Origin of the sequence: Mitsuaria sp. PDC51, assembly GCF_900113225.1 — a bacterium.
GTDB lineage: Bacteria > Pseudomonadota > Gammaproteobacteria > Burkholderiales > Burkholderiaceae_C > Roseateles.
In genome coordinates this window covers 691770-707338 of sequence record NZ_FOZE01000001.1, presented here as the reverse complement: position 1 = coordinate 707338, position 15569 = coordinate 691770, and the positions used below count along the sequence as shown (strand labels likewise).

The 15569-nt window shown below is 70.4% G+C and carries 14 protein-coding genes; 7 read left to right on the top strand and 7 right to left on the bottom strand.

The features are described from left to right. Positions 1-17 precede the first annotated feature (17 nt). Both BM393_RS03145 and petA read right to left on the bottom strand, forming a co-directional pair. Positions 18-1418, bottom strand: a complete 1401-nt coding sequence (locus BM393_RS03145; RefSeq protein ID WP_091721750.1) for a cytochrome bc complex cytochrome b subunit — start codon at positions 1416-1418, stop codon at positions 18-20. A 20-nt stretch (positions 1419-1438) separates the two neighbouring features. Further along, positions 1439-2035 carry a ubiquinol-cytochrome c reductase iron-sulfur subunit gene (gene petA, locus BM393_RS03140; protein WP_091721747.1) on the bottom strand — a complete coding sequence of 199 codons (597 nt, stop codon included), beginning with the start codon at positions 2033-2035 and terminating at the stop codon, positions 1439-1441. 220 nt (positions 2036-2255) lie between these two features. Here petA and mscL point away from each other — a divergent pair, with 220 nt between their 5' ends. Both mscL and BM393_RS03130 read left to right on the top strand, forming a co-directional pair. Continuing rightward, entirely contained in the window at positions 2256-2699 is a 444-nt protein-coding gene (gene mscL / locus BM393_RS03135) for a large conductance mechanosensitive channel protein MscL (protein ID WP_091721743.1), read from the top strand. A 117-nt stretch (positions 2700-2816) separates the two neighbouring features. Next, entirely contained in the window at positions 2817-5249 is a 2433-nt protein-coding gene (locus BM393_RS03130) for a DUF1631 family protein (protein ID WP_254783188.1), read from the top strand. A 43-nt stretch (positions 5250-5292) separates the two neighbouring features. On the opposite strand, the gene BM393_RS03125 is transcribed toward BM393_RS03130, so the two are convergent. The 3 genes from BM393_RS03125 to BM393_RS03115 all read right to left on the bottom strand — a co-directional run bounded on the left by BM393_RS03125 (position 5293) and on the right by BM393_RS03115 (position 7850). After that, positions 5293-5949 (bottom strand): energy transducer TonB, encoded by a 657-nt coding sequence (locus BM393_RS03125; protein ID WP_091721734.1) that lies wholly within the window; start codon positions 5947-5949, stop codon positions 5293-5295. Between the two features lie 114 nt (positions 5950-6063). After that, positions 6064-7101: a 4-hydroxythreonine-4-phosphate dehydrogenase PdxA gene (pdxA, locus tag BM393_RS03120; protein WP_091721731.1), complete on the bottom strand. Its 1038-nt coding sequence runs from the start codon at positions 7099-7101 to the stop codon at positions 6064-6066. Further along, positions 7098-7850: a Nif3-like dinuclear metal center hexameric protein gene (locus BM393_RS03115; RefSeq protein WP_091721727.1), complete on the bottom strand. Its 753-nt coding sequence runs from the start codon at positions 7848-7850 to the stop codon at positions 7098-7100. The genes pdxA and BM393_RS03115 overlap by 4 nt, the downstream gene beginning before the upstream one ends. A 13-nt stretch (positions 7851-7863) precedes the next feature. Between BM393_RS03115 and BM393_RS03110 the strand changes: the two genes are divergently transcribed. The 4 genes from BM393_RS03110 to rocF all read left to right on the top strand — a co-directional run bounded on the left by BM393_RS03110 (position 7864) and on the right by rocF (position 11748). After that, positions 7864-9027, top strand: coding sequence for a trypsin-like peptidase domain-containing protein (locus BM393_RS03110; protein WP_091721722.1), 1164 nt, complete (start codon positions 7864-7866; stop codon positions 9025-9027). Between the two features lie 3 nt (positions 9028-9030). Next, positions 9031-9780 carry a HesA/MoeB/ThiF family protein gene (locus BM393_RS03105; protein ID WP_091721718.1) on the top strand — a complete coding sequence of 250 codons (750 nt, stop codon included), beginning with the start codon at positions 9031-9033 and terminating at the stop codon, positions 9778-9780. 96 nt (positions 9781-9876) lie between these two features. Continuing rightward, positions 9877-10785 carry an LOG family protein gene (locus BM393_RS03100; protein ID WP_091721713.1) on the top strand — a complete coding sequence of 303 codons (909 nt, stop codon included), beginning with the start codon at positions 9877-9879 and terminating at the stop codon, positions 10783-10785. A gap of 42 nt (positions 10786-10827) precedes the next feature. Beyond that, entirely contained in the window at positions 10828-11748 is a 921-nt protein-coding gene (gene rocF / locus BM393_RS03095) for an arginase (protein WP_091721709.1), read from the top strand. A 124-nt stretch (positions 11749-11872) separates the two neighbouring features. Here the strand turns inward: rocF and BM393_RS03090 are convergent, their stop codons facing one another. Further along, entirely contained in the window at positions 11873-12766 is an 894-nt protein-coding gene (locus BM393_RS03090) for a ketopantoate reductase family protein (protein WP_091724981.1), read from the bottom strand. Between the two features lie 116 nt (positions 12767-12882). Then, positions 12883-13707 (bottom strand): DUF429 domain-containing protein, encoded by an 825-nt coding sequence (locus BM393_RS03085; RefSeq protein ID WP_091721706.1) that lies wholly within the window; start codon positions 13705-13707, stop codon positions 12883-12885. A gap of 179 nt (positions 13708-13886) precedes the next feature. Here BM393_RS03085 and BM393_RS03080 point away from each other — a divergent pair, with 179 nt between their 5' ends. After that, complete coding sequence (locus BM393_RS03080) at positions 13887-15569, top strand: diguanylate cyclase (protein ID WP_091721702.1); 1683 nt, start codon at positions 13887-13889, stop codon at positions 15567-15569.

Genomic DNA, 15569 nt, shown 5'->3' with positions numbered 1-15569 from the left:
TCCGTGACGTTGGCGGTTCAGTGCGGGTGATACGTGACGCGATCGGGCACCGGCTTGAACTGGCCGGCCCTGCTCCACCACGGCATCAGCAGGAAGAAGCCGAAGTAGTACAGCGTGCCGATCTGCGACACGATCGTTCCCGCATCCGACGGCGGCTTCACGCCCAGGTAGCCCAGCACGAGGAACAGCAGCACGAAGATTCCATAGAGATACTTGTGCCAGTCGGGCCGGTAGCGGATCGACTTGACCGGGCTGTGGTCCAGCCAGGGCAGGAAGAACAGGATGATGACCGCGCCGCCCATCACGACGACGCCCCAGAACTTGGCGTCGAAGGTCAGCAGCAGCGCGATGCCCACGACCGCGCCCACGACCACGATCCCCTTGCCCAGCGTCGACAGCCCGCCGCGCAGCAGCGTGATGACCGCGGAGATCCCGATCACGCCGCACAGCACCTGGACCATCACGTCGGTGGTGGCGCGCAGCATCGAGTAGAACGGCGTGAAGTACCAGACCGGCGCGATGTGCGGCGGCGTCTTCAGCGGGTCGGCGGGGATGAAGTTGTTGTACTCGAGGAAGTAGCCGCCCAGTTCCGGCGCGAAGAAGATCACCGCGGAGAAGGCCATCAGGAAGAGGCCGACGCCGAAGATGTCATGCACCGTGTAGTACGGATGGAACGGGATGCCGTCGAGCGGGCGGCCGTCCGGCCCCTTCTTGGCCTTGATCTCCACGCCGTCCGGATTGTTCGAGCCCACCTCGTGCAGCGCGATGATGTGCGCCACCACCAGGCCCAGCAGCACCAGCGGCACGGCGATCACGTGGAAGCTGAAGAAGCGGTTCAGCGTGGCATCGCCGACGACGTAGTCGCCGCGGATCAGCAGCGCCAGGTCGTTGCCGACGAAGGGCACGGCCGCGAACAGGTTCACGATCACCTGCGCGCCCCAGTAGGACATCTGTCCCCAGGGGAGCAGGTAGCCCATGAAGGCCTCGGCCATCAGGCACAGGAAGATCGCGCAGCCGAAGATCCAGACCAGCTCGCGCGGCTTTCTGTAGGAGCCGTACAGCAGCCCGCGGAACATGTGCAGGTAGACCACGACGAAGAACGCCGAGGCGCCCGTCGAGTGCATGTAGCGGATCAGCCAGCCCCAGGGGACGTCCCGCATGATGTACTCGACCGACGCGAAGGCCAGCGCCGAGTCGGGCTTGTAGTGCATCACCAGGAAGATCCCGGTGACGATCTGGATCACCAGCACCAGCAGCGCCAGCGAGCCGAAGATGTACCACCAGTTGAAGTTCTTCGGAGCGTAGTACTCCGACATGTGCTCCTTGTAGAGCTTGGACGCCGGGAACCGGTTGTCCACCCAGGTCATGAGCCGGACGCCCATCGGAGCGCCGGCGGGTGCTTCCTTGAATTCAGCCATGTCGTGAATCTCGCTCCGGGTTAGGCCTGCTTGTCTTCACCGATCAACAGCTTGGTGTCCGACAGGAATGTGTAGGGGGGCACCTCGAGGTTGTCGGGGGCAGGCTTGTTCTTGAAGACGCGGCCGGCCATGTCGAAGGTCGAGCCGTGGCAGGGGCAGAGGAAGCCGCCGTGCCAGTTGTCCGGGAGCGAGGGCTGCGGCCCCGACTGGAACTTGTCGCTGGGCGAGCAGCCCAGGTGGCTGCAGATGCCGACGACGACCAGATACTCGGGCTTGCGCGAGCGCCACTCGTTCTTGGCGTACTCGGGGATGGGGAAGGCCTTGCGGTCCGACTGCGGATCGGCGAGGTCCGGGTCGTTGGACTTGAGCGCGTCCAGCTGCTCCTTGGTCCGGTGGACGATCCACACCGGCTTGCCGCGCCATTCGACGGTCAGCTTCTGACCCGGGGCGAGTCCGCCGATGTCCACTTCAACGGCGGCGCCGGCCGCCTTGGCCCGCTCGCTGGGAGCGAAGGTACTGACGAACGGGACGGCGGTGGCCACGCCGCCTACTGCTCCCGCGCAGCCGGTGGCGATCAGCCAGGTGCGCTTGCCTTGGTCCACTTGTGGGTCACTCATGAGGGTCCTTACAGGGAACTTCTGATCAGGGGCAACCAACGATTCTAGGTAAGAAAGTTCCGGGCCGCCCCTAGGCGCTCTACCGATGTGCATCGGTGCACCACGTTGACATCGGTCGTGGCGCAAACGCCGTTAGGATGCTTGCCCGGAGGCGGAGGGCCACCCGGGAAAGCGCTTGGTAGTGGGCGCCTTCGCACACGTGGAGCACAAGGAGCAAGCGATGGGTTTTTTGACCGAATTCCGTGAGTTCGCCGTCAAGGGCAACGTCATGGACCTCGCCGTGGGCGTGATCATCGGCGCCGCCTTCGGCAAGATCGTGGACTCCGTGGTCAAGGACCTGATCATGCCGATCATCGGCAAGGCGGTCGGCGGGCTGGACTTCAGCAGCTACTTCATCCTCCTGTCGGACCCGCCCGCCAACTACACCGGCCCCATGACCTACGAGGCGCTCACCAAGGCCGGCGTCCCGCTCTTCGCCTACGGCAACTTCCTGACGGTGCTGCTGAACTTCATCATCCTGGCCTTCATCATCTTCGTGATGGTGAAGCAGGTGAACCGCCTGAAGCGCGACACCCCCGCCGCCCCGGCCGAGCCGGCGGCGCCGCCGGAAGACATCCAGCTGCTTCGCGAGATCCGCGACGCGCTGAGACGTGACAAAGCGTAAAGCTTTCATCAATCGTCACCTTTTGCGCACAAGCCGGGTGAGCCCCACCCGGAGGTGGGATGGTCATCGCCGATACTTATCATGTGGTGTGGTCACCACAATGTGCCTGAAGCTTCGATGAACCGTCTGAATCCCCACGTCGACGCGGCGCTGCAGCGCGTGCGCCTGGCGGCGGAACAAGCCGCCGAGCGCGGCGCCGAAGGTATGGGTCTCGCCGCACTGTCCTCCGGACAGGCGAAGCGGCGGGACGCGCTGCTGTCCGCGCAATTCATCTTCCGCAAGCATCAGGCGCTGTTCTCGCAGCGCTTCGACCAGTCCATGCGACAGCAGGCCGCCGATACACCGTCGCCGGGCGGCGCCGCGGCGGGCACGTCGCGTGCCGCGCCCAAGGTGACGCAGTGGGACGAGCTCTCGCTGATGGACGACGACCAGGTCAACACCATGGTCGCCACCGACCGGATCGGCCTGGCCCTCGGCCACCAGAGCGAATGGGAGCTGCGCGAGGTCAATTCCTACATGGGCGACATTCCCGGCGTGGCCGAGGACCGTCACCCGCTGCGCCCGCAGGCGATCGCCCAGGCGCTGATCGAGGGGGTCAACGCCGTCACCGACGACGCCGACACCCGCCAGGTGCTGGTCGACGAGCTCACCCGCGCGCTCTCGCTGGAGATGCGCGCCTGCTACGCCGACATCGCGGGCCTGTTCCGCAGCCGCGGCCTGCGCCCGCAGGACCTGCGCGTGCGGGCGACCGCGGGCGCCGTGCGCAGCGGCCATTCGATGCAGGGCGCCACCACCTCGGGCGTGCCGCTGCACGACAGCCGCTACGCGACGATGCCCGGCGCGCTCCACCCCTTGCAAGGCAGTCGCGCCGGCGGCCTGCACAGCATGGCCGGCGGTTTCCAGGGCAGCGGCCATGGCGGTTATCCGGCCAGCGGCAGCGGCGCCCATGCCGGCGGCTTCGGCGGCGGTTTTGGCGGTGGGGTGGATCCCCAACTGATGGAACTGCTGCGCCGGCTGGCGCAGACGCCCTCGGCCGGCCTCGGCGGTCCGACCACCGGCGGCAGCCTGCCGACCAACAGCCAGTGGCAAGGCTGGGAGGGCGACGCCGGCGCCTATGTCGAGGGCGCGCCGCTGGTGCTGCCGCCCAACCTGATCCACCTGCATCGCGACGAACTGCGGCAGGCGGCCAACGGCTCGCTCGACCACATGGTGATCGACGTCGTGGCCGGCCTGTTCGACCAGATCCTGTCCGACGCCAAGCTGCCGCCGCTGATGGCGCAGCAGATCGCCCGGCTGCAGCTGCCGGTGCTGCGCGCGGCGCTGGGCGACCGCTCCTTCTTCTCCTCGCGCCGGCATCCGGTGCGCCGCCTGGTCAACCGCATCGCGACCCTGGCGGCCGCCTACGACGATTTCACCGACGACCCCGGCAAGTCCTTCCTCGCGCTGGTGCGCGAACTGGTCCAGGACGTCGTCAGCGGCGACTTCGACCGCATGGACCTTTACGAGTCCAAGCTGGTCCAGCTCGAGCAGTTCATCGAGGACCAGACCTCCGAGGCCCTCAAGGCCCAGGGCGACGCGGCCGCGCTGCTCGAGCGCAAGGAGACCGAGCTGCGCCTGCAGCGCCGCTACATGCAGCAGCTGCAGCAGGCGATGGCGAACGTCGACATGCGGGACTTCCTGCGCGACTTCCTCACCCAGACCTGGAGCGAGGTGCTGGTGCATGCGTCGCGGCACCCGGACCTGGACGCCGCCCTGGTCGACCGGCTGCGCCAGATGGGCCGGGACCTGGTGCTGTCGGTGCAGCCCAAGACCACGCCGCAGCAGCGCCAGGCCTTCCTGGCCTCGCTGCCGGTGCTGATGCGCACGCTCAACGAAGGCCTGGACCTGATCCGCTGGCCCGAAGCCGAGCGCAAGAAGTTCTTCGCCGAACTGCTGCCGGCGCACGCCGATTCGCTCAAGGGCCAGGCGCTCAGCCCGCTCGAGTACAACCTGCTGGCCAAGCAGCTGGAGGCCGTGTTCGGCATGGCCCCGCCGCGCGAGCAGGACCTGCCCGCCCCCAGCGCGGCGCCGCTGGACCTGGACCTGAGCGAGAAGCTGTCCGAGGAGGAGGCCGAGAGACTCGGCCTGGTGCAGGAGGAGCACGTCGACTGGGACGGCCATGTCGACATCGACCTGGACCTGGGCGCCGACGAACAGCAACCGCTGCAGGCGGTGGACATCAGCATCGATGGTCTGCCCGCGGCCGAGGAAGACCCGTCGCCCCCGGCCGGTGAGCTGCTGATCGACCACCTGCAGATCGGCACGGCCTACCGGATGCACCGCGACGGCGATTGGATCAAGGTGCGGCTCGCCCACATCAGCGCGACCCGCAGCTTCTTCATCTTCACGCACGGCAGCAAGCACCAGGAGACGCTGACGATGACGGCGCGGATGCTGCGCAAGCTCTGCGAGGCGGAGCGGCTGCGCGCCTTCGAGCATGCCTACCTGCTGGAGCGCGCCACGGCGCGCGCGCGGCAGCAACTGGCGGCGCTGGGCGCCAAGGCGTCCTGAGGCGCCGGACCGACCGCGGGTCGGCCCGCGCCGGTCCCTCAGCTCACAGCTTGCGCGGGTCGCGGAAATCGACCGGCATGTTGTCCTCGGTCCGGAATCTCAACGGCACCACATACTCGCCCTCGACCGGCTTGCCGTTCACTTCCTGAGGCTTGAAGCGCCACTGCGCCATCGAGGTCCGGCCATATCGCTTCAGCGACTGGGGCATGCCCGCGGGCATCTCGACCGTCGACTCCACGCAGGTCCCGTCGACACCGACGCGGCACACCATCCGGATCTCGCCTTCCCAGCCCGCCAGCGCCGCCGCGTCGTCCGGGTAGGCGGCGTGGTAGAGCTTGGTGGGGATGGGCATCAGCTGCATCGAACGGATGCCGACCGTCGACTTCTCCTTGTCCACGGCCAGATAGAGCACGACGCCGGTGCGGAAGGTGGCGTTGCGGCCCTCCTCCTGGCGCGGCGGGATCTTGGCCTTCTGCAGCCGGGCCGTCATCTGCTTCCAGAAGCCCGGCGACTGCGACGCCTCGTCGACCGGCGTGATCTCCTTGACCTGGCCGTTCTCGTCGAACAGCACGTCGAACCAGACGTTCAGCGCCTGATTGACCTCCTGCGCCGCCGCCGTGCCCAGCGCGCCGAACTGCATCACGCCGGCCAGCGCCAGCGCGACCAGCCACTGCGGTCGCCTCGTCTTCCCGATCTCCATCTGGCTCCCCTGTCGATTTGGATGGCGGGGATTATGGGCGCGGCCCGAAGGCAGTTCCACCGTGGCCCGCTCCCTCCTGAGGGGGAGCGGACCACGGAGCGACGAGGACGCCGCTCAGGCCGACATCGCACGCGCCATACGGATCGCCGCGGCCATGCTCGACGGGTCCGCGCGGCCGGTGCCGGCGATGTCGAAGGCGGTGCCGTGATCCGGGCTGGTCCGCACCAGCGGCAGGCCCAGGGTCACGTTGACGCCCTCCTCCACGCCCAGGTACTTCACCGGAATCAGCCCCTGGTCGTGGGTCATCGCCACGACCGCATCGAACTCGCCGACGTGCCGCGGCGGCGCATGGCGCGCGCGCATGAACACCGTGTCCGGCGCGAACGGTCCGTGGGCATCGATGCCCAGCGTCCGCGCCTGCGCGATCGCCGGCGCGATGTGCTCGATCTCCTCGGTGCCGAACAGGCCGCCCTCGCCGGCGTGCGGATTCAGGCCCGCCACGGCGATGCGCGGCGCGTCCAGGCCAGCGCGGCGCAGCGCGACGTCGGTGATGCGCAGGGTCTGCAGCACCCGCCCCGTCGTGATCTGGTCGACCGCCTGGCGCAGGGCCACATGGATGGTCACCAGCACCACCCGCAGTTCCTCGTTGGCCAGCATCATGCGCACCGGCGGCAGTTGCCCTTGCGCGTCGGCGCAGAGCGCCTGCAGCAGCTCGGTGTGGCCGGGATGGTCGATGCCGCCGGCATGCAGCGCTTCCTTGTGGATGGGCGCCGTGACCAGCGCGCGCGAGCGGCCGGCCTGCTGCTCATGCACCGCCGCGACGATGCAGCGCGCCGCCGCCGCGCCCGCCGCCGCGCTGACGCGGCCCAGCGGCTGGTCGACCAGGTCCGCGGGCAGGCCCGGCGGCTGCCAGACCGGCAGGCAATCGGGCGGCGCGAGATCGTCGGCCCGCTCGAGCACCGCCACCGGCAGGTCCAGGCCCAGGATGCCGACGGCGCGCCGGAAGACCGCGACGTCACCCACCAGGCGCAGGTCCGCGCCGCGGTCGCGGGCCCAGGCGGCGACGGCGATCTCGGGCCCGATGCCGCAGGCGTCGCCCATCGTCAGCAGCAGCGGGCGCGGGCTCGCGGGCGAAGTGGACGGCCGGTTCATGCGGGATTGGGGATGTCGATGAAGCGGTAGTGCAGGCCGAGCTGCTCCGACACCTGCCGCCCCAGGGCCTGCACGCCGTAGCGCTCGGTCGCATGGTGGCCGGCCGCGATGAAGGCCACGCCGGTCTCGGCGGCGTAATGGGCCTGCGGCTCGGAGATCTCGCCGGTGATGAAGACATCGGCGCCGGCGGCGATGGCGGCCTCGAAGTAGCCTTGCGCGCCGCCGGTGCACCAGGCCACGCGCCGCAGCGCGCGACCGTCGCCGGCCGCCTGCACGGTGGCGCGGCCCAGCCGCTCGCCGACGTGGGCGGTCAGCGCATCGAGCGTGTCCAGCGCCGCCGGCAAAGCGCCGACGCAGCCCAGGTCCTGCTCGCCGAAACGGCCGTCGGCGGCCCAGCCCAGGTGTTTCGCCAGTTGCGCGTTGTTGCCGAGTTCCGGATGCGCATCCAGCGGCAGGTGGTAGGCGAACAGGTTGATCTCATGCGTCAGCAGCCGGGCCAGTCGCTGCTTCATCCAGCCGGTGACGCGGCCGTCCTGGCCGCGCCAGAACAGGCCGTGGTGGACCAGGATCGCATCGGCGCCGGCCTCGATGGCGGCGTCGATCAGCGCGAGGCTGGCGGTGACCCCGCACACCAGTTGCCGGATCTGGTCGCGGCCCTCGACCTGCAGACCGTTCGGCCCATAATCCTTGAACCGCGTGGGCTCCAGCGTGGCGGCGAGCAGCCGCTCCAGCTCCGTGCGATGTGCCATGACAGGATCTCTCTTGCGTCAAACCTGGCTGATTTTCTCCCAGGCCACCACGGTGGCGCTGGCCGGCTACTTCGTCGTGTCGACGCTCAAGCCGGAATGGCTGCACGAGGCGCCCAAGGTTGTGCCCACGCTGCCGGCCGCCGCCGGCGCCCCGCCGCGCGCGGCGGTCCAGTTCAGCTTCGCCGCCGCGGCGCAGGCGGCCTCGCCGGCGGTCGTCGCGGTGCTCGCCAACAAGCCCGCGCCCAGCCAGCGCGAGATCGACGCCGACCCCTGGCTGCGCTTCCATTTCGGCAAGCGGCTGCCGCAGCAGCAGCGGCCGCAGACCGGCCTGGGCTCGGGCGTGATCGTCTCGCCGGACGGCTACGTGCTGACCAACAACCATGTCGTCTCCGGCGCCACCGAGATCCGGGTCCAGCTGGCCGATGGCCGCGACACCGCGGCGCGCCTGGTCGGCACCGATCCCGAGACCGACCTGGCCGTCCTGCGCATCACGCTGCCGCCGCCGCTGCCGGTGATCCATCCCGGCAAGGCCGGCGAGCTGCAGGTCGGCGACGTGGTGCTGGCGATCGGCAATCCCTTCAACGTCGGCCAGACGGTCACCTCCGGCATCGTCAGCGCGCTGGGCCGCACGCAACTGGGCCTGAGCACCTTCGAGAACTTCATCCAGACCGACGCCGCCATCAACCCCGGCAACTCCGGCGGCGCGCTGGTGGACGTGCAGGGCCGGCTGGTGGGCATCAACACCGCGATCTACTCGCGCACCGGCGGCGGCAGCCTGGGCATCGGCTTCGCGATCCCGGTGGACTCCGCCTACCAGGTGCTGGAAGCGCTGGTGAAGGACGGCAAGGTCTCGCGCGGCTGGCTCGGCGTCATCACCGGCGACGTCAATCCGGAGGTCGTCGACACGCTCAAGCTGGCCGTCGATCACGGCGTGCTGGTCAAGGAAGTCTTCAAGGCCAGCCCCGCCGCGAAGGCCGGCCTGGAGGCGGGCGACGTCGTCACCGAGGTCGGCGGCCAGGCGGTGCGCTCGCCGCGGGAACTGGTCAACGTGGTGGCGGCGCTGCGGCCCGAGAGCCAGACGGTGATCGCGGTGCAGCGCGGCAAGGAGCTGCTCAAGCTGCCGCTGCAGGTGGGCCTGCGCCAGCCGCAGACCGGCGACGAGACCCCGCCGGAATGAACCATGGATGACGACCAACTGCTGCGCTACTCGCGCCACATCCTGCTGGACGACATCGGCGTCGAGGGCCAGCAGCACCTGCTGGACGCGCATGCGCTGGTGATCGGCGCCGGCGGCCTGGGCTCGCCGGCGGCGCTGTTCCTGGGCACGGCGGGCGTCGGGCGCATCACGCTGGTCGACCATGACCGCGTCGACGTGACCAACCTGCAGCGCCAGATCGCGCACAGCCTGGCGCGGGTGGACCAGCCCAAGGCCGAATCGGCCGCCGCCGGCATCGCCGCCATCAATCCCGAACCGCGCGTGCGCGCGATCACCGAGCGCGCCGACGCCGCGCTGCTGGACACGCTCGTGCCGCAGGCCGACGTGGTGCTGGACTGCACCGACAACTTCCCCACCCGCCACCTCGTCAACGCGGCCTGCGTCAAGCACGGCAAGCCGCTGGTGTCGGGCGCGGCGCTGGGCTTCGACGCGCAGCTGAGCGTCTACGACAGCCGCGAACGGCGCTTCCCCTGCTACGCCTGCCTGTTCCCGGCGGACCAGCCGCCGGAAGAGCAGCGCTGCGCGGTGATGGGCGTGTTCGCGCCGCTGGTGGGCATCGTCGGCAGCATGCAGGCGGCCGAGGCGCTGAAGCTGCTCACCGGCATGGGCTCGGCGCTGCCGGGCCGGCTGCTGATGCTGGATGCGCGGCGGATGGAATGGACCGACCTGCAGGTCGCGCGCGACCCGCGCTGCCCGTGCTGCGGCGACCGCTGAGCGCGCGCAACAAACCGTCGTCCACGCCGCTGCGTCGCCGCGCGAGACGAACAGAAATTAAGTGGCAACGCCCGTAAGCTCCCGGGCCATCGAATCATGATCAGAAGCGACAAACTCACCGCCCGCAACTTCCCCTCCGCGCAGGAGGAGGCCGCGCAACAAGCGGCCTTCGACGCCGCGTTCGACGCCAATCCCCCCAGCGCCTACCAGCTGGCGTTCACCGACACCGATTTCCTGCTCCGCCCCGAGCTGCGCCCGGTGCGCATGCAGCTCGAGCTGCTGAAACCGGAGCTGATCCAGCAGGAGCTGGACATCCAGTCGACGGTGGTGATCTTCGGCAGCGCGCGCATCGCCGACCGCGAGTCCGCGCAGGCGGCGGTCGAGGCCGCGCGCGCCGCCAAGGACGAGGCCGCGCTGCAACGCGCCGAGCGCCGTCTGGTGATGAGCGGCTACTACGAGGAAGCGCGCAGGTTCGCGCGCCTGATCACCGAGCACACCAAGGACTTCGCGCATCCGCTGTACGTCGTCACCGGTGGCGGTCCCGGCATCATGGAAGCCGGCAACCGCGGCGCGCACGAGGCCGGCGGCCGCAGCATCGGCCTGAACATCGTGCTGCCGCACGAGCAGCGGCCCAACCAGTACATCACGCCGGAGCTCTGCTTCCGCTTCCACTACTTCGGGCTGCGCAAGATGCACTTCCTGATCCGGTCGGTGGCGCTGGCGGCCTTCCCTGGCGGCTACGGCACGCTGGACGAGCTCTTCGAGACGCTGACGCTGATCCAGACCGGCAAGTGCCGCCGTCGCCCCATCTTGCTGTTCGGACGCGACTTCTGGTCGCGCCTGATCGACTTCGAGCTGCTGATCGACACCGGCATGATCAGCCCGGGCGACGAGCAGCTCTTCCACTACGTCGAGACCGCCGACGAGGCCTGGGCGCTGCTGATGAAGGAATACGACATCGGCTCGCCCGCGAACGGCAACGGCAGCGGGGGCGACGGCACCTGATCCGCCCTTCCGGGGGCATCCCAAAGCAAGAGAGGTTGGACCATGACCGCAGCACGACACGTGAGCCTGATCGGCGCCCCCACCGACGTGGGGGCCGGCGCCCGAGGCGCCAGCATGGGGCCGGAGGCCCTGCGGGTGGCCGGCCTGGCCGAGGCGCTGCGGGCACATGGCGTCGAGGTCAAGGACTGCGGCAACCTCACCGGCCCGTCCAACCCCTGGCAGCCGCCGACCGCCGGCTACCGACACCTGGACGAGGTCACCGCCTGGAACCAGGCGGTGCACGACGCGGTCTACGCCGAACTGGGCGCCGGCCGCATGCCCATCCTGCTCGGCGGCGACCACTGCCTGGGGCTGGGCTCGATCGCGGCGGTGGCGCACCACTGCCGCGACACCGGCAAGAAGCTGCGCGTGCTGTGGCTGGACGCCCATGCCGACTTCAACACCAGCCAGCTCACGCCCAGCGGCAACATCCACGGCATGCCGGTCGCCTGCCTGTGCGGCTACGGCCCGCAGGAGCTGATCCAGATCGGCGGCAAGGTCCCCGCGATCGATCCGAAGTGGATCCGTCAGATCGGCATCCGCAGCGTCGACCCCGGCGAGAAACGCTTCGTCCACGAGGTCGGCCTGGAAGTCTTCGACATGCGCTACATCGACGAGATGGGCATGCGCCACACGATGGAGCTGGCGCTGGCCACGATGGACGCCAACACCCACCTGCATGTCAGCTTCGACGTGGACTTCCTGGACCCGGACGTCGCGCCCGGCGTCGGCACCACCATCCCGGGGGGACCGACCTACCGCGAGGCCCAGCTCTGCATGGAGATGATCGCGGACACCGGCCGGCTGGCGTCGCTGGACATCATGGAGCTCAACCCGGCGCTGGACGTGCGCAACAAGACCGCGCTGGTGGCGGTGGACCTGGTCGAGTCACTGTTCGGCAAGTCGACGCTGATGCGCAAGTGAAGCGCGCCCCGGGCACCGTCCCTTGAGGGCCAGGCCTCGCGCCGGCCACCGTCACGAAGCCGGGCTCGTCCCGGCTTCTTCACGTTGGGGACGGCTTCCACCGCGGCCTGGGGTCGGCCGCCAGTCAGGCGCGGCTGAGCTCCGCCAGATGGACCAGCGTGTGCAGCACGCGGTTGGCCGGCGTGGGCACGCCCAGGGCCTCCCCGCGCCGGACCAGGAATCCGTTCAGGTGATCGATCTCGGTCGGCTTGCCGCGGGCCAGGTCCTGGGCGGTCGAGGAGAACTGGCCCGGCATCGTCTCCGCGATCTTGCGCACCGCCTGACGGACGTCCCCCAGCAGGGTGACGCCGTCGGCCGCCGCCACCGCCAGGCCCTCGTCGACGAGCTGGTCCATCACCGTCCAGACACCCTCCCCCTTCACCAGCTCGCCGTAAGGCTGCTGCGTCAGCGCGGACAGCGCGTTGTAGGCGCAGTTGATCAGCAGCTTGGACCACAGCGCGCCGCGCACGTTGTCCGAGACGTCGACCGGCACGCCGGCCGCCACCAGCGCCTGCGCGGCGCGCTCGGCACCGGGTGCGGGCTCGATCACCAGCTCACCGCGGCCGTGGTGCTTCACATGGCCGGGCCCGGCCATCTCCGTCGCGACGTACACCACCGCCGCGGATACCGGCTGCGGCACGGTTTCGCGCAGCCGCTCGGCGTTGTCGACGCCGTTCTGCATCGACAGCAGCAGCGTGTCCGCGCCGAGATGCGGCGCCAGCGCCTGCGCCGCCGACACCGTGTCGGTCGACTTCACGCAGAACAGCACCAGCTGCGCGCCGCGGGCGGCGGCGGGCTCGGTATCGGCGCGCAGGCGGACCTGCTCGTCGAACATCCGCGTCTCCATGCGCAAGCCGTGATCGCGGACCGCCGCCACGTGGGCCGGACGCCCGATCAGCGTCACGTCATGGCCGGCGCGCGCCAGCATGCCGCCGAAAAAGCAGCCCACCGCGCCGGCGCCCATCACGGCGACCTGCAACGGCACCTGCGGCGGTGTTTGCAGCGGCGCTTGCGCCTCGGGAACATCGACTGGCGTCATGGGATCTTCCTTGTCATCGCGTGGGGGAGCCGGGCGCCTCGCCGGGCGATCCCGATTCAAGCACAGACGATCCAGCCTTCGAGCGGGTCCATGCCGGCGGGCTGGCCGTAGCCCGCCCGCGCATCGGCCCAGGCCGCCTGCATCAGGCACAGCACCGCGTCGAGCTTGTCGCCGCTGCCGTCATCGGCGAGCTCGTCGCGCTGCGCGTGGCTGAGCTTGAGCCGCAGGCCCAGCCGCGTGCGGCCCTGCTCCAGCGCCTCGATCAGGTCCTTGCGCGCGATCAGGCGCTCGGGCGTGTGCTTGGCGCGGTCGTCGCTCTTGTAGCTGCGCTGGCCGATCAGCTCGCGCGCGAGCAGCCCGGGATACGCCTCCAGCGCCACGCGCGACGGGTCGCCCGCATGCAGCCCCGGCAGATGCACGCCCGCGGCCACCAGCCGGGGCACGCCCGCGTGCAGCATGTAGGCCACCGGCGGATTCACCCACTTCATGCTCGGGGACGAGCCGGCCGGCGCGTCGCAGGCGCGGTGCGCGAACTTGCGGCCCGCCGGACGGGCATCGCAGAAGGCGGCGAAGGTGTCGCGGATCTCCGCGCGCGACAGGCTCGCGTAGTGCGCGATCAGCGGGGCCCACTCGGTGGGCCAGCCCAGCGTCTCGACCAACTCGCGCGGCAGGCCGAAAGGCAGGTCGAAGCCGCCCAGCCACGACCCCGGCGCCGCCAGCCAGGCCGCGAAGGCGTCCAGCGACGGGAGCGCCTCCTGCCGCTCCAGCTTCACGACCGCGCCGCGCCGCTGGCCGAAGGCCAGCCGGATCGGCTTGCGGGCCGTCGGCGCGCTGCTGAAGTCCACGCCGACCAGCACGCGCGCGGCCGGTACCGCAACCATCGATGCGGAGGCAGCGACGGGCGGGGTTGGCGCGGCGGCGGGGACCGGCGCTTTCGAGACTTTTGGCATGCCCGCGACTGTATCCATCGTCCACTGGGGCCAGCCGCGATTGACGTGCGATGTGCGCCGACCAATGCTGAGGTCTTCCGGTCGTCCGCATCGCCGAAGGAGGAGTCGCCTTGTTCCAGCGCGAACTGGCCCGAGCCCTGCACCTGAGCCGCCGCGGCGCCTACCGCGACGCGACCGACGCGCTGGAACTGGCGCTGGTGGCGGCCGATTCGGTGCGGGAGCGCGCACGGGCGCTGATCCTGATCGCCCACAACCTGCCTCGCCAGGGCGACCTGCCGGCGGCGCTGCGGCGCGCCAGCGAGGCGGTGGCGCTGGTGCGGCTGATCGACGGCCCCGACCAGGACGAATGGACCGCGCAGGCGCTGACCGAGCTCTGCTACATCTACGCGCAGTTCCAGATGGGGCGGGACGCGATGCAGGCCGGCTGGCAAGGCCTGGCCGCGGCGCGGCGCGCGCAGGATCCGACGCGCGAAGCCTGGGCGCTGAACCGGCTGGCGGTGGCCTTCGCGGTGACGGATCAGGTCGAGCAGGCCTGCCAGCACACGCTGCAGGCGCTGGAGATCGCCCAGCAGCAGGCCGCCGGCGAGCGCGAACTGCTGCTGTCCTGCCTGAACAACCTGGCGCATTTCTGGCTGCAGGCGCACGCGGAGGCGATCCGTGACGAGGACCGGCGCTCGGCCGCCGAGGCGCTGGCCCAGGCCGAGCCCTACGCGGTGCGCGCCGCCGACCTGGTGCGGGAGGAAGGCAATCCCTTCCTGGTCGTGGTGTCGCTGTCCAACCTGGTCGAGCTGCAGCTGGGCACCGGCGCGATCGACGACGCGCTGCTCATCGCCGACGAATACGAGCGGCTGGCGCAGCGGCACGGCTACGCCGGCATGGTGCTGCAGGCACGCGCGCAGCGGGCGCTGCTGCAGCTCAAGCGCGACGACGGCGCCGGCGCGACCGACGCGCTGCCGGCGCTGGCGACGCTGCAGGACCTGGTCGGCCAACAGGCGCCGCAGTCATTGCCCACGCGCCTGCGGCGGCAGCTCGCGCTGGCCATCTATCGGGCCTGCAAGCTGCGCGGCGATGCGGCGCGGGCGCTGGCGGCGCACGAGTTGCTGTCGTCGCTGGAGCGCCAGACGGCCCGCAGCGCGATGGCGCTGCAGACCGAGGCGATGCTGATCCGGCAGGAATTCGAGCAGGCCCAGGCGCGGGCCGAGCATGCGATGCAGGACGCGCGTCGCGAGCGCGAGCGGGCCGAGCTGGCCGAGCAGGAGCAGCAGCGCCTGCGACGCGAGGCCGCGGAGCTCGGCCGCATGGCCCATGAAGACGCGCTGACCGGCCTCAACAACCGGCGTCACGCCGAGTTCGCGCTGCCGCTGCTGCTCGAGCGGGCGCGACAGGAGCACAAGCCGATCGCGCTGGGGCTTCTGGACATCGACCACTTCAAGCAGGTCAACGATGCCTTCGGGCACGGCGTCGGCGACCAGGCGCTGCAGAAGGTGGCGCAGGTGCTGCGGCGGCAGCTGCGCAGCGCCGACCTGCTGGCGCGAGTCGGCGGCGAGGAGTTCATGCTGGTCTTCGTCGGCGTCCCGGCCGAGCGCGGCCAGGGTATCTGCGAGCGCCTGCGCGGCGCGATCGCCCACCACGCGTGGGGCGAGCTCGCGCCGGACCTGCGCGTCACGGTGTCCATCGGCCTGGCGGCCGGGGAGCCGCCCGCGAAGGCGGCGATGCTGGTGGAGACCGCCGACCAGGCGCTGTACGCGGCCAAGCACGCCGGCCGCAATCGCGTGCAGGTGATGGGGGTCTGA

What these genes read in the sequence shown, in the direction of transcription:
- BM393_RS03145 (WP_091721750.1), bottom strand. Translation starts at nt 1,418, where the DNA reads ATGGCTGAATTCAAGGAAGCACCCGCCGGCGCTCCGATGGGCGTCCGG.
- petA (WP_091721747.1), bottom strand. Translation starts at nt 2,035, where the DNA reads ATGAGTGACCCACAAGTGGACCAAGGCAAGCGCACCTGGCTGATCGCC.
- mscL (WP_091721743.1), top strand. Translation starts at nt 2,256, where the DNA reads ATGGGTTTTTTGACCGAATTCCGTGAGTTCGCCGTCAAGGGCAACGTC.
- BM393_RS03130 (WP_254783188.1), top strand. Translation starts at nt 2,817, where the DNA reads ATGAACCGTCTGAATCCCCACGTCGACGCGGCGCTGCAGCGCGTGCGC.
- BM393_RS03125 (WP_091721734.1), bottom strand. Translation starts at nt 5,949, where the DNA reads ATGGAGATCGGGAAGACGAGGCGACCGCAGTGGCTGGTCGCGCTGGCG.
- pdxA (WP_091721731.1), bottom strand. Translation starts at nt 7,101, where the DNA reads ATGAACCGGCCGTCCACTTCGCCCGCGAGCCCGCGCCCGCTGCTGCTG.
- BM393_RS03115 (WP_091721727.1), bottom strand. Translation starts at nt 7,850, where the DNA reads ATGGCACATCGCACGGAGCTGGAGCGGCTGCTCGCCGCCACGCTGGAG.
- BM393_RS03105 (WP_091721718.1), top strand. Translation starts at nt 9,031, where the DNA reads ATGGATGACGACCAACTGCTGCGCTACTCGCGCCACATCCTGCTGGAC.
- BM393_RS03100 (WP_091721713.1), top strand. Translation starts at nt 9,877, where the DNA reads ATGATCAGAAGCGACAAACTCACCGCCCGCAACTTCCCCTCCGCGCAG.
- rocF (WP_091721709.1), top strand. Translation starts at nt 10,828, where the DNA reads ATGACCGCAGCACGACACGTGAGCCTGATCGGCGCCCCCACCGACGTG.
- BM393_RS03085 (WP_091721706.1), bottom strand. Translation starts at nt 13,707, where the DNA reads ATGGTTGCGGTACCGGCCGCGCGCGTGCTGGTCGGCGTGGACTTCAGC.